General features: G+C 56.5%; 32 protein-coding genes. All 32 read left to right on the top strand.

Annotation, left to right across the window (positions count from 1 at the left end):
- The first annotated feature begins 263 nt into the window (after positions 1 to 263).
- The 32 genes from rpsL (at position 264) to rpsK (ending at position 19,433) form a co-directional block, all read left to right on the top strand.
- Positions 264 to 638 (top strand): 30S ribosomal protein S12, encoded by a 375-nt coding sequence (gene rpsL, locus HMPREF2891_RS02885; protein ID WP_016444144.1) that lies wholly within the window; start codon positions 264 to 266, stop codon positions 636 to 638.
- Positions 638 to 1,108 carry a 30S ribosomal protein S7 gene (gene rpsG, locus HMPREF2891_RS02890; protein WP_034506953.1) on the top strand — a complete coding sequence of 157 codons (471 nt, stop codon included), beginning with the start codon at positions 638 to 640 and terminating at the stop codon, positions 1,106 to 1,108. Before rpsL ends, rpsG begins: the two co-directional genes overlap by 1 nt.
- A 42-nt stretch (positions 1,109 to 1,150) precedes the next feature.
- Positions 1,151 to 3,268 carry an elongation factor G gene (gene fusA, locus HMPREF2891_RS02895; RefSeq protein ID WP_070663827.1) on the top strand — a complete coding sequence of 706 codons (2,118 nt, stop codon included), beginning with the start codon at positions 1,151 to 1,153 and terminating at the stop codon, positions 3,266 to 3,268.
- A 140-nt stretch (positions 3,269 to 3,408) separates the two neighbouring features.
- Positions 3,409 to 4,599, top strand: coding sequence for an elongation factor Tu (gene tuf, locus HMPREF2891_RS02900; RefSeq protein ID WP_016444141.1), 1,191 nt, complete (start codon positions 3,409 to 3,411; stop codon positions 4,597 to 4,599).
- 451 nt (positions 4,600 to 5,050) lie between these two features.
- Complete coding sequence (gene rpsJ, locus HMPREF2891_RS02905) at positions 5,051 to 5,359, top strand: 30S ribosomal protein S10 (protein ID WP_016444140.1); 309 nt, start codon at positions 5,051 to 5,053, stop codon at positions 5,357 to 5,359.
- Between the two features lie 14 nt (positions 5,360 to 5,373).
- Positions 5,374 to 6,039, top strand: a complete 666-nt coding sequence (gene rplC / locus HMPREF2891_RS02910; protein ID WP_070663828.1) for a 50S ribosomal protein L3 — start codon at positions 5,374 to 5,376, stop codon at positions 6,037 to 6,039.
- A 7-nt stretch (positions 6,040 to 6,046) separates the two neighbouring features.
- The gene (rplD, locus tag HMPREF2891_RS02915) at positions 6,047 to 6,688 is read left to right on the top strand and encodes a 50S ribosomal protein L4 (RefSeq protein ID WP_070663829.1); all 642 of its coding nucleotides are present in this window, start codon (positions 6,047 to 6,049) and stop codon (positions 6,686 to 6,688) included.
- Positions 6,685 to 6,987, top strand: a complete 303-nt coding sequence (gene rplW / locus HMPREF2891_RS02920) for a 50S ribosomal protein L23 (RefSeq protein WP_016444137.1) — start codon at positions 6,685 to 6,687, stop codon at positions 6,985 to 6,987. Before rplD ends, rplW begins: the two co-directional genes overlap by 4 nt.
- Positions 6,988 to 7,013: 26 nt before the next feature.
- A complete protein-coding gene (gene rplB, locus HMPREF2891_RS02925) occupies positions 7,014 to 7,850 on the top strand; it encodes a 50S ribosomal protein L2 (protein WP_034506936.1) in 837 nt (278 codons plus the stop codon).
- Positions 7,851 to 7,865: 15 nt separating this feature from the next.
- On the top strand, positions 7,866 to 8,147 hold the full coding sequence (gene rpsS / locus HMPREF2891_RS02930) for a 30S ribosomal protein S19 (RefSeq protein WP_034506934.1): 282 nt from the start codon (positions 7,866 to 7,868) through the stop codon (positions 8,145 to 8,147).
- A gap of 35 nt (positions 8,148 to 8,182) precedes the next feature.
- Entirely contained in the window at positions 8,183 to 8,554 is a 372-nt protein-coding gene (rplV, locus tag HMPREF2891_RS02935; RefSeq protein WP_016444134.1) for a 50S ribosomal protein L22, read from the top strand.
- Positions 8,554 to 9,363, top strand: coding sequence for a 30S ribosomal protein S3 (gene rpsC, locus HMPREF2891_RS02940; protein ID WP_070618143.1), 810 nt, complete (start codon positions 8,554 to 8,556; stop codon positions 9,361 to 9,363). Before rplV ends, rpsC begins: the two co-directional genes overlap by 1 nt.
- Positions 9,364 to 9,365: 2 nt before the next feature.
- Positions 9,366 to 9,785 (top strand): 50S ribosomal protein L16, encoded by a 420-nt coding sequence (rplP, locus tag HMPREF2891_RS02945; protein WP_034506926.1) that lies wholly within the window; start codon positions 9,366 to 9,368, stop codon positions 9,783 to 9,785.
- Positions 9,785 to 10,021, top strand: a complete 237-nt coding sequence (gene rpmC / locus HMPREF2891_RS02950; RefSeq protein ID WP_016444131.1) for a 50S ribosomal protein L29 — start codon at positions 9,785 to 9,787, stop codon at positions 10,019 to 10,021. The genes rplP and rpmC overlap by 1 nt, the downstream gene beginning before the upstream one ends.
- 5 nt (positions 10,022 to 10,026) lie before the next feature.
- Entirely contained in the window at positions 10,027 to 10,296 is a 270-nt protein-coding gene (gene rpsQ, locus HMPREF2891_RS02955; protein WP_070663830.1) for a 30S ribosomal protein S17, read from the top strand.
- Positions 10,297 to 10,703: 407 nt separating this feature from the next.
- Positions 10,704 to 11,072: a 50S ribosomal protein L14 gene (gene rplN / locus HMPREF2891_RS02960; protein WP_016444129.1), complete on the top strand. Its 369-nt coding sequence runs from the start codon at positions 10,704 to 10,706 to the stop codon at positions 11,070 to 11,072.
- Positions 11,072 to 11,518: a 50S ribosomal protein L24 gene (gene rplX / locus HMPREF2891_RS02965; protein WP_034500237.1), complete on the top strand. Its 447-nt coding sequence runs from the start codon at positions 11,072 to 11,074 to the stop codon at positions 11,516 to 11,518. Before rplN ends, rplX begins: the two co-directional genes overlap by 1 nt.
- The gene (gene rplE, locus HMPREF2891_RS02970) at positions 11,515 to 12,060 is read left to right on the top strand and encodes a 50S ribosomal protein L5 (protein WP_034506919.1); all 546 of its coding nucleotides are present in this window, start codon (positions 11,515 to 11,517) and stop codon (positions 12,058 to 12,060) included. Before rplX ends, rplE begins: the two co-directional genes overlap by 4 nt.
- Before the next feature lie 3 nt (positions 12,061 to 12,063).
- Positions 12,064 to 12,249, top strand: coding sequence for a type Z 30S ribosomal protein S14 (locus HMPREF2891_RS02975; protein WP_016444126.1), 186 nt, complete (start codon positions 12,064 to 12,066; stop codon positions 12,247 to 12,249).
- A gap of 69 nt (positions 12,250 to 12,318) precedes the next feature.
- Positions 12,319 to 12,717 (top strand): 30S ribosomal protein S8, encoded by a 399-nt coding sequence (rpsH, locus tag HMPREF2891_RS02980; RefSeq protein ID WP_034506916.1) that lies wholly within the window; start codon positions 12,319 to 12,321, stop codon positions 12,715 to 12,717.
- Between the two features lie 12 nt (positions 12,718 to 12,729).
- Positions 12,730 to 13,266 carry a 50S ribosomal protein L6 gene (rplF, locus tag HMPREF2891_RS02985; protein WP_070663831.1) on the top strand — a complete coding sequence of 179 codons (537 nt, stop codon included), beginning with the start codon at positions 12,730 to 12,732 and terminating at the stop codon, positions 13,264 to 13,266.
- Positions 13,266 to 13,634, top strand: coding sequence for a 50S ribosomal protein L18 (rplR, locus tag HMPREF2891_RS02990; protein WP_034506912.1), 369 nt, complete (start codon positions 13,266 to 13,268; stop codon positions 13,632 to 13,634). The genes rplF and rplR overlap by 1 nt, the downstream gene beginning before the upstream one ends.
- Positions 13,635 to 13,662: 28 nt before the next feature.
- Positions 13,663 to 14,337, top strand: a complete 675-nt coding sequence (gene rpsE / locus HMPREF2891_RS02995; RefSeq protein ID WP_034506910.1) for a 30S ribosomal protein S5 — start codon at positions 13,663 to 13,665, stop codon at positions 14,335 to 14,337.
- On the top strand, positions 14,337 to 14,522 hold the full coding sequence (gene rpmD / locus HMPREF2891_RS03000; RefSeq protein WP_016444121.1) for a 50S ribosomal protein L30: 186 nt from the start codon (positions 14,337 to 14,339) through the stop codon (positions 14,520 to 14,522). Before rpsE ends, rpmD begins: the two co-directional genes overlap by 1 nt.
- A 2-nt stretch (positions 14,523 to 14,524) precedes the next feature.
- A complete protein-coding gene (gene rplO / locus HMPREF2891_RS03005) occupies positions 14,525 to 14,980 on the top strand; it encodes a 50S ribosomal protein L15 (RefSeq protein WP_034506908.1) in 456 nt (151 codons plus the stop codon).
- A 149-nt stretch (positions 14,981 to 15,129) separates the two neighbouring features.
- The gene (secY, locus tag HMPREF2891_RS03010; protein ID WP_034506906.1) at positions 15,130 to 16,422 is read left to right on the top strand and encodes a preprotein translocase subunit SecY; all 1,293 of its coding nucleotides are present in this window, start codon (positions 15,130 to 15,132) and stop codon (positions 16,420 to 16,422) included.
- Positions 16,419 to 17,030, top strand: coding sequence for an adenylate kinase (locus HMPREF2891_RS03015; RefSeq protein WP_070663832.1), 612 nt, complete (start codon positions 16,419 to 16,421; stop codon positions 17,028 to 17,030). The genes secY and HMPREF2891_RS03015 overlap by 4 nt, the downstream gene beginning before the upstream one ends.
- Before the next feature lie 65 nt (positions 17,031 to 17,095).
- Positions 17,096 to 17,941, top strand: a complete 846-nt coding sequence (gene map, locus HMPREF2891_RS03020; protein WP_070663833.1) for a type I methionyl aminopeptidase — start codon at positions 17,096 to 17,098, stop codon at positions 17,939 to 17,941.
- 150 nt (positions 17,942 to 18,091) lie between these two features.
- Positions 18,092 to 18,313 carry a translation initiation factor IF-1 gene (gene infA, locus HMPREF2891_RS03025; RefSeq protein WP_016444116.1) on the top strand — a complete coding sequence of 74 codons (222 nt, stop codon included), beginning with the start codon at positions 18,092 to 18,094 and terminating at the stop codon, positions 18,311 to 18,313.
- A 37-nt stretch (positions 18,314 to 18,350) separates the two neighbouring features.
- Positions 18,351 to 18,467: a 50S ribosomal protein L36 gene (gene rpmJ / locus HMPREF2891_RS03030; protein WP_016444115.1), complete on the top strand. Its 117-nt coding sequence runs from the start codon at positions 18,351 to 18,353 to the stop codon at positions 18,465 to 18,467.
- Positions 18,468 to 18,619: 152 nt separating this feature from the next.
- A complete protein-coding gene (rpsM, locus tag HMPREF2891_RS03035) occupies positions 18,620 to 18,991 on the top strand; it encodes a 30S ribosomal protein S13 (protein WP_016444114.1) in 372 nt (123 codons plus the stop codon).
- 37 nt (positions 18,992 to 19,028) lie between these two features.
- A complete protein-coding gene (rpsK, locus tag HMPREF2891_RS03040; RefSeq protein WP_034506900.1) occupies positions 19,029 to 19,433 on the top strand; it encodes a 30S ribosomal protein S11 in 405 nt (134 codons plus the stop codon).
- Positions 19,434 to 19,523: the final 90 nt, after the last annotated feature.

A 19,523-nucleotide genomic window follows, 5' to 3' on the forward strand; every position in this document is an offset into this window, starting at 1 on the left:
TATTGACCATTGCAGGCAAAAAGCCTTATATTTGACGACGGTGCCCGCGTCGCCGGGTATCCACCGTTCAGATTTTTCTGACAAGTGGGCTCTTTGACTGTTCGTCTGAGCTCCGGACGTCATCCTTAACCCTCACGATATGCGACTGTGAGGCTGTTGGCGGGCCGGCCCCGGCGGACACCAGTGTGTCCACGCGGGGTAGCGCGTAAGCGTTTCGGCGTCGCGATACTAAAAGTTTGTTGTTTAAGGAAGACGGAGAAGTAGTGCCTACCATCCAGCAACTGGTGCGCAAGGGACGCAGCACCAAGCCGGCGAAGGCAGCAACGCCCGCACTGAAGGGAAGCCCTCAGCGCCGCGGTGTCTGCACTCGCGTATTTACCACCACGCCTAAGAAGCCGAACTCGGCTCTTCGTAAGGTGGCTCGTGTTCGCCTTTCCTCGGGTATTGAGGTCACGGCTTACATCCCCGGTGAGGGTCACAACCTGCAGGAGCACTCGATCGTGCTCGTTCGCGGTGGTCGTGTGAAGGACCTCCCGGGTGTTCGTTACCACATCGTTCGTGGCGCCCTCGATACGCAGGGTGTTCGCGGTCGTCAGCAGGCTCGTTCCCACTACGGTGCGAAGAAGGAGAAGAAGTAATGCCTCGTAAAGGTCCAGCTCCCAAGCGCCCTCTAGTTGAGGATCCGATTTACGGTTCGAAGGTTGTTAGCCAGCTGGTTAACCGCGTTCTGCTTGACGGCAAGCGTTCTGTTGCTCAGAAGATTGTTTACGGCGCTCTTGAGGGCGTCGCACAGAAGACTGAGCAGGATCCGGTTGCTGTTTTGAAGCGCGCGCTTGAGAACATTCGTCCGGCTCTTGAGGTTCGCTCTCGCCGTGTTGGTGGCGCAACCTACCAGGTTCCGGTTGAGGTTCGCTCTTCGCGTGGTACCACTCTTGCTCTTCGTTGGCTGGTTGATTTCTCCCGTCAGCGTCGTGAGAAGACCATGACCGAGCGCCTCATGAACGAGATTCTCGATGCATCCAACGGCCTTGGCGGCGCTGTGAAGCGTCGTGAAGACATGCACAAGATGGCGGAGTCCAACAAGGCTTTCGCTCACTACCGCTGGTAATCCCAGCTCTGCTCGTAGATCTAACAAGCGAAGGAAACACACGTGGCACAAGAGGTGTTCACCGACCTCACGAAGGTCCGCAATATCGGCATCATGGCTCACATCGATGCTGGCAAGACCACAGTTACAGAACGCATCCTTTTCTACACCGGCATCAACTACAAGCTGGGTGAGACCCACGACGGTGCTGGCACGATGGACTGGATGGAGCAGGAGAAGGAGCGCGGCATTACCATTACGTCCGCTGCTACCACCTGTTTCTGGAATGACAACCAGATCAATATTATTGATACCCCCGGACACGTTGACTTCACCGTTGAGGTGGAGCGTTCGCTGCGCGTGCTTGACGGCGCGGTAGCGGTGTTCGACGGTAAGGAAGGCGTTGAGCCGCAGTCTGAGACCGTGTGGCGTCAGGCTGACAAGTACGACGTTCCGCGTATTTGCTTCATCAACAAGATGGATAAGCTGGGCGCGAACTTCAAGTACTCGGTTCAGACCATTAAGGACCGTTTGGGTGCAACCCCGATCGTCATGGCTTTCCCGATTGGCGCGGAGGCCGACTTCCAGGGCGTTGTTGACATCATGAAGATGAAGGCCGTCTACTTCCCGGAGAAGGATGAGGATGGCAACGATCTCTTCGGTGCACGCGTGGTTGAGGAAGAGATTCCGGCGGAGCTTCAGGCTGAGGCTGAGGAGTACCGCGAGGCTCTTATCGAGGCCGCTGCTGAGGCTAACGAAGAGCTCATGGACATTTACCTTGAAGAGGGTGAACTGACTAACGATCAGATTCGTGCTGGCGTTCGTGAACTCACCATTTCTTCGCAGGCTTACCCGGTATTCTGTGGCTCTGCTTTCAAGAATAAGGGTGTGCAGGTCGTGCTTGACGGCGTGGTTTCGTACCTGCCTTCGCCGCTGGATGTGCCTTCCGTTAAGGGCACGAAGGTCGGAGATGAAGAGACCGTTATTGAGCGTCACGCGGATGAGAACGAGCCGTTCTCTGCTCTGGCGTTCAAGGTTGCTGTTCACCCGTTCTACGGCAAGCTGACCTACATTCGTGTTTACTCGGGCAAGGTTGCATCCGGCGAGACCGTGATGAACTCGACCAAGGGTAAGCGCGAGCGCATCGGCAAGATGTTCCAGATGCACTCCAACAAGGAAAACCCTGTAGATGTTGCACACGCTGGTCACATTTACGCTTTCATCGGTTTGAAGGACACCACCACGGGCGACACGCTTTGTGCGCAGGACGCTCCGGTTGTTCTTGAGTCGATGACCTTCCCGGATCCGGTTATCCACGTGGCTATTGAGCCGAAGTCGAAGGCGGATCAGGAGAAGCTCGGTACGGCTATTCAGAAGCTGGCCGAAGAAGACCCGACCTTCACGGTTCGCCTCGATGAGGAGACCGGCCAGACGGTTATTGGCGGTATGGGCGAGCTTCACCTTGATGTTCTTGTTGACCGTATGCGTCGCGAGTTCAAGGTTGAGGCTAACGTTGGTGCGCCGATGGTTGCTTACCGCGAGACCATCCGCAAGACCGTTGAGAAGGTTGAGTACACGCACAAGAAGCAAACTGGTGGCTCTGGCCAGTTCGCAAAGGTGATCGTTCGCTTCGAGCCGCTCCCGCTGGATGGCGAGAAGACGTACGAGTTCGGCAACGAGGTCACTGGTGGCCGCGTTCCGCGTGAGTACATTCCGTCGGTTGACGCCGGTATCCAGGAGGCCATGCAGACTGGTGTCCTGGCTGGTTACCCGATGGTTGGCTTGAAGGCTACGTTGCTTGACGGCCAGTACCACGATGTTGACTCGTCTGAAATGGCGTTCAAGATCGCTGGCGCAATGGTGTACCGCGAGGGTGTCCGCAAGGCATCTCCGGTGCTTCTTGAGCCGATCATGTCTGTTGAGGTTCGCACTCCTGAGGAGTACATGGGCGACGTTATCGGCGACCTGAACTCCCGTCGTGGCACCATCCAGTCGATGGATGATGCTTCCGGTGTGAAGGTTGTGCGAGCACTCGTTCCGCTGTCGGAAATGTTTGGGTATGTGGGTGACTTGCGTTCGAAGACGCAGGGCCGCGCAGTCTACTCGATGCAGTTCGATAGCTATGATGAGGTTCCTCGTGCAGTAGCCGAGGAAATCATTGGCAACGCTTCGGGCCAGTAAGAGCCTGATCTAGCCAAAAAGTGGCGTTATAAAGACCACACTAATGAAAACCCTGTAGGAAGTATTCGAAGTCAGGTGTTAGGCTACTTTGTAGCACTAAGCTGACAAGAACTTATCTACCCGAGTCCAGGAGGACACAAGTGGCGAAGGCCAAGTTCGAGCGTACCAAACCGCACGTAAATATCGGTACCATCGGTCACGTTGACCACGGTAAGACGACCCTGACCGCGGCGATCACCAAGGTACTGGCTGACAAGTTCCCGGAACTGAACGAGTTCACCCCGTTCGACCAGGTTGATAACGCTCCGGAAGAGCGCGACCGTGGTATTACCATTAACGTTTCTCACGTTGAGTACCAGACCGACAAGCGTCACTACGCACACGTTGACGCCCCGGGTCACGCTGACTACGTGAAGAACATGATTACCGGTGCTGCCCAGATGGATGGCGCTATCCTCGTTGTTGCTGCAACGGACGGCCCGATGGCTCAGACCCGCGAGCACGTTCTGCTTGCTCGCCAGGTTGGCGTGCCGACCCTGGTTGTTGCACTGAACAAGTCCGACATGGTTGATGACGAAGAGATGCTTGAGCTCGTTGAGGAAGAAATCCGCGAGCTGCTCTCCTCGCAGGACTTCGACGGCGACAACACCCCGATTCACCGCGTTTCCGCTCTTAAGGCTCTTGAGGGCGACCCGGTTTGGGTAAAGTCGGTTGAGGATCTCATGGAGACCGTCGACGAGTACATCCCGACCCCGGAGCGCGACATGGACAAGCCGTTCCTCATGCCGATTGAGGACGTCTTCACCATTACCGGTCGTGGCACCGTTGTTACCGGTCGTGTTGAGCGCGGCAAGCTTCCGCTGAACGCTGAGGTTGAGATCCTCGGTATTCGCGAGCCGCAGAAGACCACCGTTACCGGTATCGAGATGTTCCACAAGCAGATGGACGAAGCTTGGGCAGGCGAGAACTGTGGTCTGCTTCTTCGCGGTACCAAGCGTGAGGATGTTGAGCGTGGCCAGGTCGTAGCCATTCCAGGTTCGATCACCCCGCACACCAAGTTCAAGGGTCAGGTTTACATCCTGAAGAAGGAGGAGGGTGGCCGTCACAAGCCGTTCTTCACCAACTACCGCCCGCAGTTCTACTTCCGTACCACGGACGTTACCGGCATCATCGAGCTGCCTGAGGGCACCGACATGGTTATGCCTGGTGACACCACCGAGATCACGGTTGAGCTTATTCAGCCGATCGCAATGGAGGCGGGCCTCGGCTTCGCTATCCGTGAGGGTGGCCGCACCGTTGGCTCCGGTCGTGTGACTGAGGTTCTTTCCTAAGTCTGACTGACTTTTAGTTGTGGCCCAAAGCAAGCGCTTTGGGCCACAACTTATTTGCTCCCCATCACTTTTGCCTGGCACCGTGTTACAACCTCGTGCACGTTTAAGATGGCGTGGCTGGACGTCGCGGTTGCTGCTTTATGGGGGAGTTGCGGCCCAGCCGCAAGCGATGCTTTTGAGAATCACACCACTAAATTCCAAATCATTTGGAATCAGTGCTTAAATCTGTCAAACTGGTGTGGTTGTGTCCGAACGGGAGAGTTATCTCGGGAGGGCGAACAGTGGAGAGCATGAATATGCAATCTGCTGAGGGGCTTTATGCTCCATGTTCTTGATCACAAGAAAACGGTCCAGTTCCTCCAATGGGGAGCCACCGCGCGAAGCTGCTTGAAAAAGCGACACGCCCGAGCGCGGGGACCGGTGAGAAGCTGTTTAAGAGAGGTAAGACGGCATGGCGGGACAAAAGATCCGCATCCGGCTCAAGTCCTATGACCACGAGGTCATTGACAGCTCCGCGCGCAAGATCGTCGACACTGTGCAGCGCGCAGGTGCGACGGTAGTGGGCCCGGTGCCGCTGCCGACCGAGCGTAACGTTTTTACGGTTATTCGGTCGCCCCACAAGTACAAGGACAGCCGCGAACACTTTGAAATGCGCACTCATAAGCGCTTGATTGACATCATCGACCCGACGCCGAAGGCAGTTGACTCGCTTATGCGACTCGACCTTCCGGCCGACGTAAAAATCGATATTAAACTCTGAGGAAACCTGCAGACATGACTAAAAACACCAAGCAGGCGGTTGCGCCCGTAAAGGCGCTACTTGGCCGCAAGCTCGGCATGACCCAGGCATGGGATAACGACGGTAAGGTCGTTCCCTTGACGGTCGTGCAGGTGGGCACCAACGTCGTTACGCAGGTGCGCACTGAAGAGACTGACGGCTACTCTGCCGCACAGATCGGATTTGGCGAGATCGATGCTCGCCGTATCACCAAGCCTTTGGCTGGTCACTTTGAAAAGGCTGGCGTTAAGCCTGTCCGTCACCTCGTTGAGGTCCGCACTTCTGAAGCTGATTCGTTTGAGGTCGGCCAGGAGCTCACTGCGGACGTTTTCGCTGCTGGAGACAAAGTTGATGTTTCCGGTAACACGAAGGGCAAGGGCTTTGCTGGCACGATGAAGCGTCACGGCTTCGCCGGCGGTCCCGGCGGCCACGGTGCACACAAGATTCACCGTAAGCCGGGCTCTATCGGTGGTGCTTCGACCCCTGGTCGCGTATTTAAGGGCACCCGTATGGCCGGTCGCATGGGCAATGTCCGTCGTACCATCCAGAACCAGACCGTTTTTGCAGTTGATGCTGAAAAGGGTCTGCTGCTTATTCGTGGCGCCATTCCTGGCCCGAAGAACGCGGTTGTTCTGGTTCGCTCCTCTGTGAAGGGTGCGTGAACTATAAATGGCTAAGTTGACTATTGACGTTTTGGGCTTTGAGGGTAAGAAGGTCGACACGATCGAGCTTCCCGCAAAGTACTTTGACGTAGATCTTAATATTCCGCTAATCCACCAGGTTGTTAAGGCTCAGCTGGGTGCAGCTCGCGCTGGAACCCACAAGGTCAAGACCCGCGGCGAGGTCCGCGGCGGTGGTAAGAAGCCTTGGCGTCAGAAGGGCACCGGTCGGGCTCGCCAGGGTTCGATCCGCGCTCCGCAGTGGGTAGGCGGCGGCGTTGTGCACGGCCCGCAGCCGCGCTCGTACGCTGAGCGTACCCCCAAGAAGATGAAGGCTGCAGCTCTTTACAGCGCGCTTTCGGACCGCTTCCGCGGTGGCCGCATGCACGTGATCCTCGGCCTCCTTGAGGGCGATGCCCCGTCCACCAAGACCGCTCGAGTAGCTCTTGACAAGATCGTTGACGGTCGCAAGGCTCTCGTGGTTGTAACGCGTGAGGACGACCTGAACCGTCTTTCGGTTCGTAACCTTCCTAGCGTTCACGTTCTTTGGGCGGATCAACTCAACACGTACGACGTGATCAACGCGGAAGATGTTGTGTTCACCAAGGACGCTCTTGAAAGCTTCATTGCATCGAGGGAGGACAACAAGTGAGTCTCGAAAAGTCGAAGAACCCCCGCGATATTATTTTCGCGCCGGTTATCACCGAGAAGTCTTCCGGTCTGATGGATCTTGGAAAGTACACGTTCCTTGTAGATCCGCGCGCGAACAAGACTGAAATCCGCCAGGCAATCGAGGCGATCTTCGATGTGAAGGTAAGCCACGTTGCTACGCAGAACCGACAGGGCAAGCGCTACCGCACTCGCGATGGCATTGGCCGTCGAAACAACACGAAGCGAGCCATCGTTACTGTAAGCGAAGGCACCATTGACATCTTCGGCGATCTCGCCTGAGTCATCGAAGAAGAAGGTTACAAATAATGGCAATCCGTAAGTACAAGCCCACGACTCCTGGTCGTCGTGGCTCGAGCGTGGCGGACTTCGTGGAGATTACCCGGAGCACTCCGGAGAAGTCTCTGGTTCGCCCGCTGACCAAGACCGGCGGTCGTAACAATCAGGGTCGCGTGACGGCTCGTCACCGCGGTGGCGGCCACAAGCGCGCCTACCGTCTGATTGATTTCCGCCGCAACGATAAAGATGGCATTCCGGCTAAGGTCGCTCACATTGAGTACGATCCGAACCGTACTGCTCGTATCGCTCTGCTGCACTACGCCGATGGTGCAAAGCGTTACATTCTAGCTCCTGCAAACCTGAATCAGGGCGACATCGTCGAATCTGGTCCAAGCGCAGATATTAAGCCGGGCAACAACTTGCCGCTGCGTAATATCCCGGTTGGTACCGTGGTTCACGCTGTTGAGCTTTACCCTGGCGGTGGCGCAAAGATCGCACGTTCTGCTGGCACCTCTGTTCAGCTGGTTGCAAAGGAAGGCCGCTTCGCTCAGCTGCGTATGCCTTCTGGCGAAATCCGCAACGTTGAGGTCATGGCCCGCGCAACGGTTGGTTCTGTTGGCAACGCCGAGCAGTCCAACATCAACTGGGGCAAGGCTGGACGTATGCGTTGGAAGGGACGCCGTCCGCACGTTCGTGGTGTTGCTATGAACCCGGTCGATCACCCGCATGGTGGTGGTGAGGGTCGCACGTCTGGTGGCCGTCACCCGGTTAGCCCGTGGGGTAAGCCCGAAGTCCGTACCCGTCGTCCGAATAAGCCCAGCGACAAGCTCATTGTGCGCCGTCGCCGGACCGGCAAGAAGCGCTGATAGAGGAGCTGGATTATGCCACGCAGTCTAAAGAAGGGACCCTTCGTTGACGAGCATCTCCTGAAGAAGGTTGATGAGCAGAACGATAAGGGTACGAAGAACGTTATTAAGACCTGGTCTCGCAGGTCCGTCATTACCCCGGATTTCCTGGGGCACACTGTTGCAGTGCATGACGGCCGTAAGCACGTGCCGGTCTTCGTTACGGAAGCAATGGTTGGTCACAAGTTCGGTGAATTTGCTCCGACCCGCACCTTCCGTAGCCATGACAAGGACGATCGCAAGGCACGCAGGCGCTAAGCCTGGTCTTGTAGCTAGAAGTGAGGCAGGTTTTAATGGAAGCCAAGGCGCAGGCGCGCTACGTACGCGTCACGCCCCTCAAGGCACGTCGCGTTGTGAATGAAATCCGCAACAAGAATGCCTTGGAGGCAGCGGACATTCTGCGGTTCGCTCCGCAGGCTGTCGCAAAAGATATCCGCAAGATTCTGATGAGTGCTATAGCCAACGCGAAAGTGAAGGCTGAAAACGCTGGTGAGCGTTTCAAGGAAGAGGATCTTTACGTAGTTGAGGCTTACGTAAACGAGGGTCCAACCATGAAGCGTTTCCGCCCGCGTGCGCAGGGTCGTGCAGCTCAGATTTTGAAGCGCACGAGCCACATCACCTTGGTGGTTGGTACGAAGGACGACAAAGGGAAGGAAGGCCGGTAATGGGTCAGAAGGTTAACCCCACCGGATTTAGGCTTGGTATTACCACCGAGCACCGCTCCCGCTGGTTCGCTGACTCCACCACGGAAGGCCAGCGTTACAGCGACTACGTGATTGAAGACGTGAAGATTCGCGACTTCCTGAACGAGCACTTGGAGCGCGCTGGCGTGTCGAAGGTCGTTATTGAGCGCACTACCGATCGCGTTCGCGTTGACCTACATACTGCTCGCCCCGGCATTGTTATTGGCCGTCGCGGTGCAGAGGCTGACCGTCTTCGCCAGCAGCTGGAGAAGCTGACAGGCAAGCAGGTTCAGCTGAACATTCTTGAAGTTAAGAACCCTGAGCTTGATTCGAAGCTCGTTGCGCAGGGCATCGCGGAGCAGCTTGCTGCTCGCGTGTCGTTCCGTCGCGCAATGCGCAAGGGCATTCAGTCCGCTATGCGCGGTGGCGCCGAGGGCATTCGTGTCCAGGTGTCGGGCCGCCTTGGTGGTGCTGAAATGTCTCGTACCGAGTTCTACCGTGAAGGTCGTGTGCCGTTGCACACCCTGCGTGCCTACATCGATTACGGCTTCTACGAGGCTCGTACGACGTTCGGCCGCATTGGTGTGAAGGTTTGGATTTACAAGGGCAACGTGACCGAGCGCGAGTACCAGCAGCAGCTTATGGAGGCTGGTAACCGCGGTGGCGCCCGTCGTGGTGGCCGCGGCCGTCGTGGCGCGCGTCGTGGTGGCGATCAGCCCAGGAATAAGAGGCCGCAGGAGGCAGCTGAGGAAGCTGCTCCGAAGGCTGAGACATCTGGATCGGAGGCCTAGTCGTGCTTATCCCAAGGCGGACTAAGTACCGCAAACCGCACCGCCCGACCCGTAAGGGTATGGCGAAGGGTGGCACTGAGATTGCGTTCGGCGATTACGGCATTCAGGCTCTTGAGCCCGCCTACATCACGAACCGTCAGATTGAGGCCGCTCGTATTGCAATGACCCGTTACATTAAGCGTGGCGGTAAGGTCTGGATCAACATTTTCCCGGACCACGCGCTCACGAAGAAGCCTGCTGAAACCCGTATGGGTTCCGGTAAGGGCGCTCCGGAGTTCTGGATCGCTAACGTGAAGCCGGGTCGTGTCATGTTTGAGCTTGCTGGTGTTGACGAGCACGTAGCTCGTGAAGCTATGCGTCGCGCGCAGCACAAGCTCCCGATTAAGACCAAGTTCGTGGTCCGTGAGGGTGGTGACGCATAATGGCAGACAAGAAGGGTCTAACGACGGCTGAGCTCGACGAGATGGATAACGCCCAGCTTGCGAGCGAGCTTGAGAAGGCTAAGGCAGAGCTGTTTAACCTGCGTTTCTCTAAGGCTCTCGGACAGGTTGAGGATCACGGCCGCTTCAAGGCTGTTCGCCGTGACATCGCCCGTATTTACACTGTGGCGCGTGAGCGTGAGCTCGGTATTCGCACCGCACCGAATAGCGAGGAGTGAGTTAAGTGAGCGAAACGCCTGTAGTTCGTAACCACCGTAAGGTTCGCCGCGGTTACGTCGTATCCGACAAGATGGATAGGACGGTCGTGGTAGAGCTCGAGGATCGCACCAAGCACCCTCTGTACGGCAAGGTTGTTACCCGTACCAAGAAGGTTAAGGCGCACGACGAGACCAATGAGATCCGTGTTGGCGACTTGGTTCGCATCATGGAGACTCGTCCGCTCTCCAAGACGAAGCGCTGGCGCGTAGTCGAGGTAATCGAGCGAGCCAAGTAGTTTCTACTTGCAACCTTTCAGAATGTAGCCATCCTAATGGGTGGCTACATTCTTTATTTATGATGTGGGTGAGCAAAGGCACAGGGTTTTTCTTCCGCCCTCTCTTTGGTTTGGGTGGGGAAGTAGCGTAAGCTGTTGGGGTTGCAGTCTTTGCAGCAGTGGCAGTGTGCGCATTTTTCCAAACGTGCGCGTATAGCACTGAGTGGCTTAACCCACCACGCCCACGTTGTAAGACCCAGCCTGCTTTGTTTCAGAGACCTAGCACCGATGGTTTCCTGGTGTGCTCGAGTCTGAAGTGAAGAGGTAACATAGCGCGAGTTTTCGCGCACAAGTCCGTATACGTTCGGCCAGGCTCAAGCGCATTTTGTGCGTGTATGAGAACCAGCTCGACGACAGGAGTACAACGAATGATCCAGCAGGAGTCGCGACTAAAGGTTGCCGACAACACGGGAGCTAAGGAAATCCTGTGCATCCGTGTCCTCGGTGGCTCGGGTCGGCGCTATGCGGGTGTTGGCGATACCATCGTCGCATCCGTGAAAGACGCTATCCCCGGCGGCAACGTGAAGAAGGGTGAAATCGTCAAGGCAGTTGTTGTGCGTACCCGCAAGGAACGCCGCCGCCCAGACGGTTCTTACATCCGCTTCGATGAAAACGCAGCTGTCATCCTTAAGAGTGATGGCGAACCGCGTGGTACCCGTATCTTTGGCCCCGTAGGCCGTGAGCTTCGTGACAAGAAGTTCATGAAGATCGTGTCACTCGCACCGGAGGTGCTCTGATGGCAGCAAAAATTAAGAAGGGTGACCTGGTAGAGGTCATCTCTGGTCGCTCGAGCGATCAGAAGAAGATTGATGAGCGCAACAAGCGCCGCGAGGCCGAGGGGCTTGCTCCTCTAGCGCCTGGCGATAAGGGCAAGCAGGGACGCGTTATTAAGGTGTTCCCAGCCGAGCAGAAGGTCCTCGTTGAGGGCATCAACGTGAAGACCCGCCACACGCGCCAGGGCATGTCTGCCCAGGGCGCTACCACTGGCGGCATTGAGCACATTGAGGCTCCGATCCACATTTCCAAGGTGGCTCTTGTGGATCCGGATACGAAGAAGCGTGTTCGTGTTGGCTTCCGCGTTGAGCGCGACGAGAACGGCAAGCGTATTAACCGCAACCCGATTCGCGTGGTTCGTGGTGGTACCAAGCGCGGCCTCGAACCTGGAAAGGAAATCGGAGCATGACCCCTCGCTTGAAGCAAAAGTACATTGATGAGGTCCGCCCGAAGTTGGAGAAGGACTTCGCGCACGCTAACACCATGGAGGTAGGTGGCCTGGTTAAGGTCGTCGTGAACATGGGTGTTGGAGATGCGGCTCGTGACTCGAAGGCTATCGAGGGTGCGATTCGCGACTTGACCGTTATCACCGGCCAGAAGCCGGCTGTTACCAAGGCTCGTAAGTCGATCGCGCAGTTTAAGTTGCGTGAGGGTCAGCCTATTGGCACGCACGTCACGATGCGTGGTGACCGCATGTGGGAGTTCATGGATCGCCTGATCTCTCTTGCGCTTCCGCGTATTCGCGACTTCCGTGGTCTAAGCCCGAAGCAGTTCGACGGTAACGGCAACTACACGTTCGGCCTGACGGAACAGTCCGTATTCCACGAGATTGATGTGGACAACATTGATCGCGTTCGTGGCATGGACATCACGATCGTCACGTCAGCCAAAACCGACGATGAGGGTCGTGCGCTTCTGCGCGGCCTGGGCTTCCCGCTCAAGGAGAACTGACAAATGGCGAAGACGTCTTTGAAAGTAAAGGCCGCCCGCAAGCCCAAGTTTGCGGTTCGTGCTTACACGCGTTGCAACCGTTGCGGTCGTCCGCACTCGGTGTACCGCAAGTTCGGATTGTGCCGTGTCTGCCTGCGTGAACTCGCTCTTAACGGCGAGCTTCCGGGTGTGACTAAGAGCAGCTGGTAACGACTACATCGCAGGTCCAATCCTGATAAGCAGTTTTGGAAACCGCGTTGAGGAAGGGGAGAAACCCCGATGACAATGACTGATCCCATCGCAGACATGCTCACGCGTCTGCGTAATGCGAGCTCGGCACAGCATGAGTCGGTGTCGATGCCGCATTCTAAGCTCAAAGCAGCTATTGCTGAGATCCTTGTTAGGGAAGGCTACATTGCCGCTAGCAAGGTAGAGGACGCCCGCGTTGGTAAAACTCTGACGCTTGACCTCAAGTATGGTGCTAACCACGAGCGCGCTATCACTGGCGTAAAGCGCGTCTCTAAGCCTGGTTTGCGCGTTTATGCAAAGTCCACCAACCTGCCGCGTGTTCGTGGCGGTCTTGGCGTTGCGATTCTTTCGACTTCGTCCGGCCTGCTCACTGACCGCGAGGCATACAACAGGGGAGTAGGTGGGGAAGTCCTCGCCTACATCTGGTAAGGAGAACTATTCATGTCACGTATTGGCAAGACTCCGATCCCGATCCCCGCTGGTGTTGACGTTACGATTTCGGATCGCGAAGTTAAGGTTAAGGGCCCGAAGGGCGAACTTAGCTACGTCGTGAAGGGCCCGGTTGCCGCGGTTATCGAAGATAACGAGGTTAAGGTCTCTCGCGATAATGATGATCGTGAAGCTCGTGCAATGCACGGTCTTACGCGTTCGTTGATTGAGAACATGGTTGTTGGTGTAACCCAGGGTTACTCCAAGGAACTTGAGATTGTGGGCACGGGTTACCGTGTTGCCGCGAAGGGCAAGGGCCTTGAGTTCCAGCTTGGCTTCTCCCACCCGGTAGTCGTTGAGGCTCCGGAAGGGATCGAGTTCAAGGTTGAGAACCAGACCAAGTTCTCTGTTTCCGGTATCGACAAGCAGCTGGTTGGCGAAACCGCTGCGAAGATCCGCAAGATTCGCGCTCCCGAGCCTTACAAGGGCAAGGGCGTTCGCTACGCCGGCGAGCAGGTACGTCGCAAGGTTGGAAAGGCTGGTAAGTAATGGCTTACACGGTTAAAGGCAAGGGCAAATTCATTGCCCGCAAGCGTCGTCACCAGCGTGTTCGTAAGAACGTTAACGGTACTGCGGAGCGTCCTCGTCTGGTAGTGACCCGCTCTAACCGCCACATGGTTGCGCAGGTTGTGAACGACCAGGTTGGTCACACGCTCGTATCCGCTTCCACTTTGGAAAAGGATTTTGATGGCAAGGGCACGAAGGTTGAGAAGGCTCGCCGTGTTGGCGAACTGATCGCTCAGCGTGCTAAGGATGCCGGTATCACCGCTGTGGTTTTTGACCGCGGTGGCAACAAGTACCACGGCCGTGTCGCCGCTGTAGCAGAGGGTGCCCGCGAGGGCGGCCTGACGCTGTAAGAAGCGACGAAAGGAAGAGAACACACTGATGGCTAAAAATCAGGAAAACTCTGAGGGACGCGACGAGCAGCGTCGCGAGCGCCGCTCAGGTCGCGATCAGCGCCGTGACAACAACCGGCGTGACGACAAGAACCAGTACATTGAGCGTGTAGTTACCATTAACCGCGTCTCTAAGGTGGTTAAGGGTGGTCGTCGTTTCAGCTTCACGGCTCTTGTAGTCGTTGGAGATGGCGAAGGCACTGTCGGCGTTGGCTACGGCAAGGCTAAGGAAGTTCCTCAGGCTATTGCGAAGGGCGTTGAAGAGGCTAAGAAGAACTTCTTCCGCGTTCCGATGATCCGTCGCACGATCACGCACAAGGTTCAGGGCGAGGACGCTGCGGGCGTTGTTATGCTACGTCCCGCAAACCCCGGTACTGGTGTTATCGCCGGTGGCCCGGTTCGTGCAGTGCTTGAGTGCGCGGGTATCCACGACGTTCTGTCGAAGTCGCTTGGCTCGCAGAACGCAATCAACATTGTTCGCGCTACGGTTGCAGCGCTGAAGGAACTTGAGGTTCCCGAGGCTGTTGCTGCGCGTCGCGGACTTCCGCTGGAGCGCGTAGTTCCAGCTTCCATGCTTCGCGCTCGCGCGGAGGGTGAAGCTGAGCGTCGCGCTGCTGCTGAGAAGGCCGAGAACGATAAGGCTGCGGCAGGGGTGAGCAACTAGTGGCTAAGAATCTGAAGATTACTCGCGTTCGCGGCGATGTTGGTCGTCCCGAGCGTCAGCGCGCCACGATGCGTGCTCTTGGTCTGCGTAAGATCAACCAGTCGGTTGTTCTGCCGGACAACAAGTCCAACCGCGGTATGGTTCGCGCCGTCCGCCACATGGTCGAGGTAGAGGAGGTCGACTGACCATGAGTGAAGAATACTCGATCACGCGCCTCCACGACCTTAAGCCGGCACCCGGTTCCAACAAGCGCAAGATGCGCGTTGGCCGCGGTGAAGGTTCGAAGGGTAAGACCGCTGGTCGTGGTACCAAGGGCACGAAGGCTCGTTACCAGGTTCCCGCTGGTTTCGAAGGCGGCCAGATGCCTATGCACATGCGCCTTCCGAAGCTACGTGGCTTCAAGAACCCGTTCCGCGTCGAGTACCAGGTTGTTAACCTGGAAAAGATTGAGGCCCTGTTCCCCAAGGGTGGCGACGTCACCGTTGAGGATCTTGTAGCCAAGGGCGCTGTTCGCGGTGGCGAACTAGTGAAGGTTCTGGGCCAGGGCGAGCTCACCCAGAAGTTCAACATTACGGTTGATAAGTGGTCGGCATCTGCTGAAGCTAAGATCACTGCTGCCGGCGGATCCATTTCCGCTCGCTAATGTCAGCTGTCTGAGATGAGGTGCGGCCCGATCAGTATGGTCGGGCCGCACTTTTACCGTTTGCTTAATCTGGTTTCAGACCTAGCATAATGATGCGCTAGTCTAAGATCGATTACGCTTGAATTGATTTGTTTATCCCAGGAGGACGCTTGCTCTCCGCATTTGCACAGGCATTCCGAACACCTGATCTTCGGAACAAAATGCTGTTCACGCTGATGGTCATGGCATTGTTCAGGCTGGGCTCATTCATTCCTACGCCGGGTGTTTCAACTCCGAATGTTCAGGTTTGTTTGGCACAGCAAGATCAGACCTCGCTTCTTGATCTGGTGAATCTATTCTCCGGTGGCGCGCTCCTACAGCTGTCGGTTTTTGCGCTCGGCATCATGCCTTACATTACGGCGTCGATTATCGTTCAGCTTCTTCGCGTGGTTATTCCCCGTTTTGATGATCTTCATAAGGAAGGACAGCAGGGGCGTTCTAAGCTCACGCAGTACACGCGTTACCTGACGATTTTCTTGGGTGTCCTCCAGTCTTCGACCATCATTTCGCTGGCGATGTCGGGCCGTCTGTTCCCGGGCTGCTCCGTGCCATTGATCCCAAATCAAGGTCCGGTCACGTTCCTTCTGATGGTCATTGTTATGACCGCTGGAACTGGCGTCATCATGTGGCTCGGTGAGCTCATTACGGAGCGCGGTATTGGTAACGGCATGTCGCTCCTTATTTTCACGTCGATCACGGCAACTTTGCCTGCTCGCCTCATGTCTATCGGTCGCGGTGGCGGATGGGGCAAGGTCTTTTGGATCGTGGCTCTCATTCTTGCTATCACCCTGGCAGTGGTTTATGTGGAGCAAGCGCAGCGTCGTATTCCAGTTCAGTACGCGAAGCGCATGGTTGGACGCCGCTTGATGGGTGGTTCCGCCACTTACATTCCGTTGAAGATCAATATGTCGGGCGTTATCCCCGTCATCTTCTCCACGTCTATTCTTGCTCTGCCTCCGATGATTGCTAACTTCGGTGAGCCAACTGCGGATTGGGTCCTGTGGATTCAGCGTAACTTCTTGTCCACTAGCGCCATGTACATGCTGGTGAACGCGATCTTGATTATTTTCTTCGCGTTCTTCTACACGTCAATCACGTTCAATCCGGAAGAGACCGCGGACAACATGAAGCGCTACGGCGGCTTTATCCCCGGTATTCGCGCGGGCCGTCCAACCGCTGATTACCTGCGTTACGTGATGAGTCGTATTACGTCGGCGGGCGCTATCTACCTCGCAATCATCGCGTTGCTCCCAACTCTTGCGATCATTCCTTTGAAGCTTGAGGCTGGCCAGCTACCGTTTGGCGGAACAACGCTTCTGATTGTCGTTGGTGTTGGTTTGCAGACGGTTAAGGAAATTAACTCGCAGCTGCAAAAGCACCACTACGAAGGGTTCCTCCAGTGATAACTCCAGATGGGGCAAATGCAGGCCCCGCGATTTTGATTCTTGGTGCACCGGGTGCGGGGAAGGGCACGCAGGCTAAGCGTATTGCCAAGGCTTTGCAGATCCCCGCAATTTCTACCGGCGCGATTTTCCGCCAGAACATGAAGGACCGCACTGAACTTGGGCAAAAAGCGCAGTCTTACATGGATGCGGGCGAGTTTGTTCCCGATTCGGTTACCAACCCGATGGTGGAGGCCCGCTTGTCGGCGCCAGACGTTGCAGGCGGGTACTTGCTTGATGGCTATCCGCGCACGGTTGAACAGGCGTTTTACCTGCGTGACGCGCTTGCCGCCTCGGGGCGAGATTTGGATCTGGTTCTTGAAATCGCGGTTGAGCTTGATGAGGTCGTTGAACGTTTGCTGAAGCGGGCTGAGATCGAGGGACGCGCTGATGACACTGAGCCGGTAATTCGTCGCCGCCTTGAGGTGTATAAGGATCAGACGGAACCGATGGTTACCTACTACGCGGACCAGGACAAACTGGTGCAAGTGGATGGTGTTGGCACGGTTGATGAGGTGTGGGAACGCATCCGCAAGGTGCTCATCGAGCACGGCTTGCTAGAAAAGTAGTTTGGTGATGGTGAACCCGCTGAGATTTCAGCGGGTTCACCGCTTTTGTACGTGTTGAGGTTTATATGTCTCGAATTGAGCTGAAGTCCGACAAGCAGATTTTGTGGATGCGTGAGGCCGGGCTGGTTGTAGCAGATATTCATAAGGCGCTGCGTCAGGCGGCCGTGCCGGGCGTGACGTTGCTAGAGCTGGACGAAGTTTCGGCAAGCGTGATTGCAAAGAACGGGGCGAAGTCAAACTTCCTTGGCTACGGAGGCTTTCCGGCAACGGTTTGTATTTCGGTCAATGACACGGTGGTGCACGGCATTCCGGACATGACGAGGCTACAGCGCGGCGACTTGGTCTCTTTTGACTGCGGGGCTTATGTGGAGCGCGAAGGCAGGCAGTGGCATGGCGACGCGGCTTTCACGATGATTGTGGGCGGCGATGAGGCCGGTTCGGATGAGGCTCGTCGTTTGAACTCGGTGACGGAAGAATCGATGTGGGCAGCCCTTGCCGCGGTTGCGAAGGGGAAGCGAATCTACGATATTGGCGACGCGGTTGAAGAAGTGGTGGAGAAGCGCCGCGACGGCAGCTGGGAAGCCGGAATCATCGAGGAGTACACGGGGCACGGTATCGGCACCGCAATGCATCAGGCGCCAGAGGTATTGAATTACCGCCCGCGAGGTCTATCCCCACGCATCAAGCCGGGCATGGTTTTGGCGGTAGAGCCAATGCTGACCGATGGAAGTATTGAAACGTTTGTGCTTGAAGATGACTGGACGGTTAAGACTTCGGATGGAAGCTTGGCCTCGCATTGGGAGCACACTATCGCGCGTACAAGCCAGGGCGTTTGGGTGCTGACTGCTCCAGATGGCGGCGCAGCCGGTCTGGCGCCGTACGGGGTGAAACCCACGCCGCTCAGCGCGTGAGTGATTTAACAAGCTCGGGGCCTTTCCAGGCCATCAAATATCCTATAAACTCGATGGTTGGGCCATAATCTGTACCCGAAATTCGGTGTGCATAGGCTCGCCCTCAGTTTTGAGGGTTTCCAAACGACCTGTAGGGGATAGACGGAGGATATGGCGAAAAAAGACGGCGTCATTGAGATGGAAGGAACCGTCGTGGAGGCTCTGCCTAACGCGATGTTTCGAGTTGAGCTTGGTAACGGGCATCTAGTTCTGGCACATATTTCCGGAAAGATGCGCCAACACTACATTCGTATTCTTCCGGAGGACCGCGTCGTCGTCGAGCTTAGCCCGTACGACCTGTCGCGCGGACGCATCGTTTACCGCTACAAGTAAAACCGACACTAAGCCGATTTTCGGTGGAGGTAGAACCATGAAGGTACAGCCGAGTGTCAAGAAGATCTGTGACAACTGCAAGGTGATTCGTCGCCACGGCAAGGTTATGGTCATCTGTGACAATCCGCGACACAAGCAGCGCCAGGGCCGCTAAGCCCAAAGCTGTTTTATAAATCAATAAGCATTTCATCGGCCGCTCCGGGGTATTTTCCCGGGTGCGAGACCCTCGGTTGAGGAGGCCGGGGCTGGGGATTAGAACCTAGATGATGAAGTGACCACCTCCTACTTCACCATTGGAGTGAAAACATGGCACGTATTGCCGGCGTAGACCTCCCCCGCGAGAAGCGGTTGGAAGTTGCGCTTACTTACATTTACGGCGTTGGCCGCACGCGCGCTAAGGAAGCCTTGGCCGCGACCGGTGTTTCACCGGATCTGCGTACAAAGGACGCCACTGAAGAGGATCTCGTAAAGCTCCGTGAGTACATCGAGGGCAACTACAAGGTGGAAGGTGACCTGCGCCGTGAGGTTCAGGCTGATATCCGCCGCAAGATTGAGATTGGTTCCTACCAGGGTCTGCGCCACCGTCGTGGCCTGCCGGTCCGCGGTCAGCGCACCAAGACGAACGCTCGTACCCGCAAGGGCCCGAAGCGCACTGTTGCCGGAAAGAAGAAGGCCTAACCCGCTGGGTTGGCTGTTACTCGCAGGAGAATAAGTTATGGCTACTACTAAGCGTTCATCGGTGGCTCGTAAGGGCAAGCGCAAGACTCGTCAGAATGTGCCCCACGGCCACGCGTACATTAAGTCGACGTTCAATAACACGATCGTGTCGATCACAGACCCAACCGGTGCTGTCCTTTCTTGGGCTTCCTCCGGCCAGGTCGGTTTTAAGGGCTCGCGTAAGTCCACCCCGTTTGCTGCTCAGCTTGCTGCGGAGTCCGCAGCTCGCCGCGCCCAGGAGCACGGTGTGAAGAAGGTTGACGTTTTCGTTAAGGGTCCGGGTTCCGGCCGTGAGACTGCTATTCGTTCGCTTCAGGCAACGGGTATTGAGGTTGGCTCCATTCAGGATGTCACCCCGCAGCCGCACAATGGTGCACGCCCGCCGAAGCGTCGCCGCGTCTGAGCGTTTCATCGAGACCTTTGAGTCTCCACGTCGATGTTGATTAGCCTCCCGGTTATTCAACGCCAAACCTGTTCCAGCAAGTGCTGGTAA

Source organism: Actinomyces sp. HMSC065F11, assembly GCF_001813085.1.
Taxonomy (GTDB): domain Bacteria; phylum Actinomycetota; class Actinomycetes; order Actinomycetales; family Actinomycetaceae; genus Gleimia; species Gleimia europaea.

Excerpts from the sequence above, each read along its gene's own strand:
- rpsC (WP_070618143.1), top strand. The coding sequence starts at position 8,554 with ATGGGTCAGAAGGTTAACCCCACCGGATTTAGGCTTGGTATTACCACC.
- infA (WP_016444116.1), top strand. The coding sequence starts at position 18,092 with ATGGCGAAAAAAGACGGCGTCATTGAGATGGAAGGAACCGTCGTGGAG.
- rplF (WP_070663831.1), top strand. The coding sequence starts at position 12,730 with ATGTCACGTATTGGCAAGACTCCGATCCCGATCCCCGCTGGTGTTGAC.
- rpmC (WP_016444131.1), top strand. The coding sequence starts at position 9,785 with ATGGCAGACAAGAAGGGTCTAACGACGGCTGAGCTCGACGAGATGGAT.
- rplN (WP_016444129.1), top strand. The coding sequence starts at position 10,704 with ATGATCCAGCAGGAGTCGCGACTAAAGGTTGCCGACAACACGGGAGCT.
- rpsH (WP_034506916.1), top strand. The coding sequence starts at position 12,319 with ATGACAATGACTGATCCCATCGCAGACATGCTCACGCGTCTGCGTAAT.
- rpsS (WP_034506934.1), top strand. The coding sequence starts at position 7,866 with ATGCCACGCAGTCTAAAGAAGGGACCCTTCGTTGACGAGCATCTCCTG.
- rpsM (WP_016444114.1), top strand. The coding sequence starts at position 18,620 with ATGGCACGTATTGCCGGCGTAGACCTCCCCCGCGAGAAGCGGTTGGAA.
- map (WP_070663833.1), top strand. The coding sequence starts at position 17,096 with ATGTCTCGAATTGAGCTGAAGTCCGACAAGCAGATTTTGTGGATGCGT.
- rplC (WP_070663828.1), top strand. The coding sequence starts at position 5,374 with ATGACTAAAAACACCAAGCAGGCGGTTGCGCCCGTAAAGGCGCTACTT.
- rplX (WP_034500237.1), top strand. The coding sequence starts at position 11,072 with ATGGCAGCAAAAATTAAGAAGGGTGACCTGGTAGAGGTCATCTCTGGT.
- rpsK (WP_034506900.1), top strand. The coding sequence starts at position 19,029 with ATGGCTACTACTAAGCGTTCATCGGTGGCTCGTAAGGGCAAGCGCAAG.
- rplD (WP_070663829.1), top strand. The coding sequence starts at position 6,047 with ATGGCTAAGTTGACTATTGACGTTTTGGGCTTTGAGGGTAAGAAGGTC.
- HMPREF2891_RS02975 (WP_016444126.1), top strand. The coding sequence starts at position 12,064 with ATGGCGAAGACGTCTTTGAAAGTAAAGGCCGCCCGCAAGCCCAAGTTT.
- rpsE (WP_034506910.1), top strand. The coding sequence starts at position 13,663 with ATGGCTAAAAATCAGGAAAACTCTGAGGGACGCGACGAGCAGCGTCGC.
- rplR (WP_034506912.1), top strand. The coding sequence starts at position 13,266 with ATGGCTTACACGGTTAAAGGCAAGGGCAAATTCATTGCCCGCAAGCGT.
- rpsJ (WP_016444140.1), top strand. The coding sequence starts at position 5,051 with ATGGCGGGACAAAAGATCCGCATCCGGCTCAAGTCCTATGACCACGAG.
- rplV (WP_016444134.1), top strand. The coding sequence starts at position 8,183 with ATGGAAGCCAAGGCGCAGGCGCGCTACGTACGCGTCACGCCCCTCAAG.
- rplE (WP_034506919.1), top strand. The coding sequence starts at position 11,515 with ATGACCCCTCGCTTGAAGCAAAAGTACATTGATGAGGTCCGCCCGAAG.
- rplO (WP_034506908.1), top strand. The coding sequence starts at position 14,525 with ATGAGTGAAGAATACTCGATCACGCGCCTCCACGACCTTAAGCCGGCA.
- rpmJ (WP_016444115.1), top strand. The coding sequence starts at position 18,351 with ATGAAGGTACAGCCGAGTGTCAAGAAGATCTGTGACAACTGCAAGGTG.
- rpsG (WP_034506953.1), top strand. The coding sequence starts at position 638 with ATGCCTCGTAAAGGTCCAGCTCCCAAGCGCCCTCTAGTTGAGGATCCG.
- rplB (WP_034506936.1), top strand. The coding sequence starts at position 7,014 with ATGGCAATCCGTAAGTACAAGCCCACGACTCCTGGTCGTCGTGGCTCG.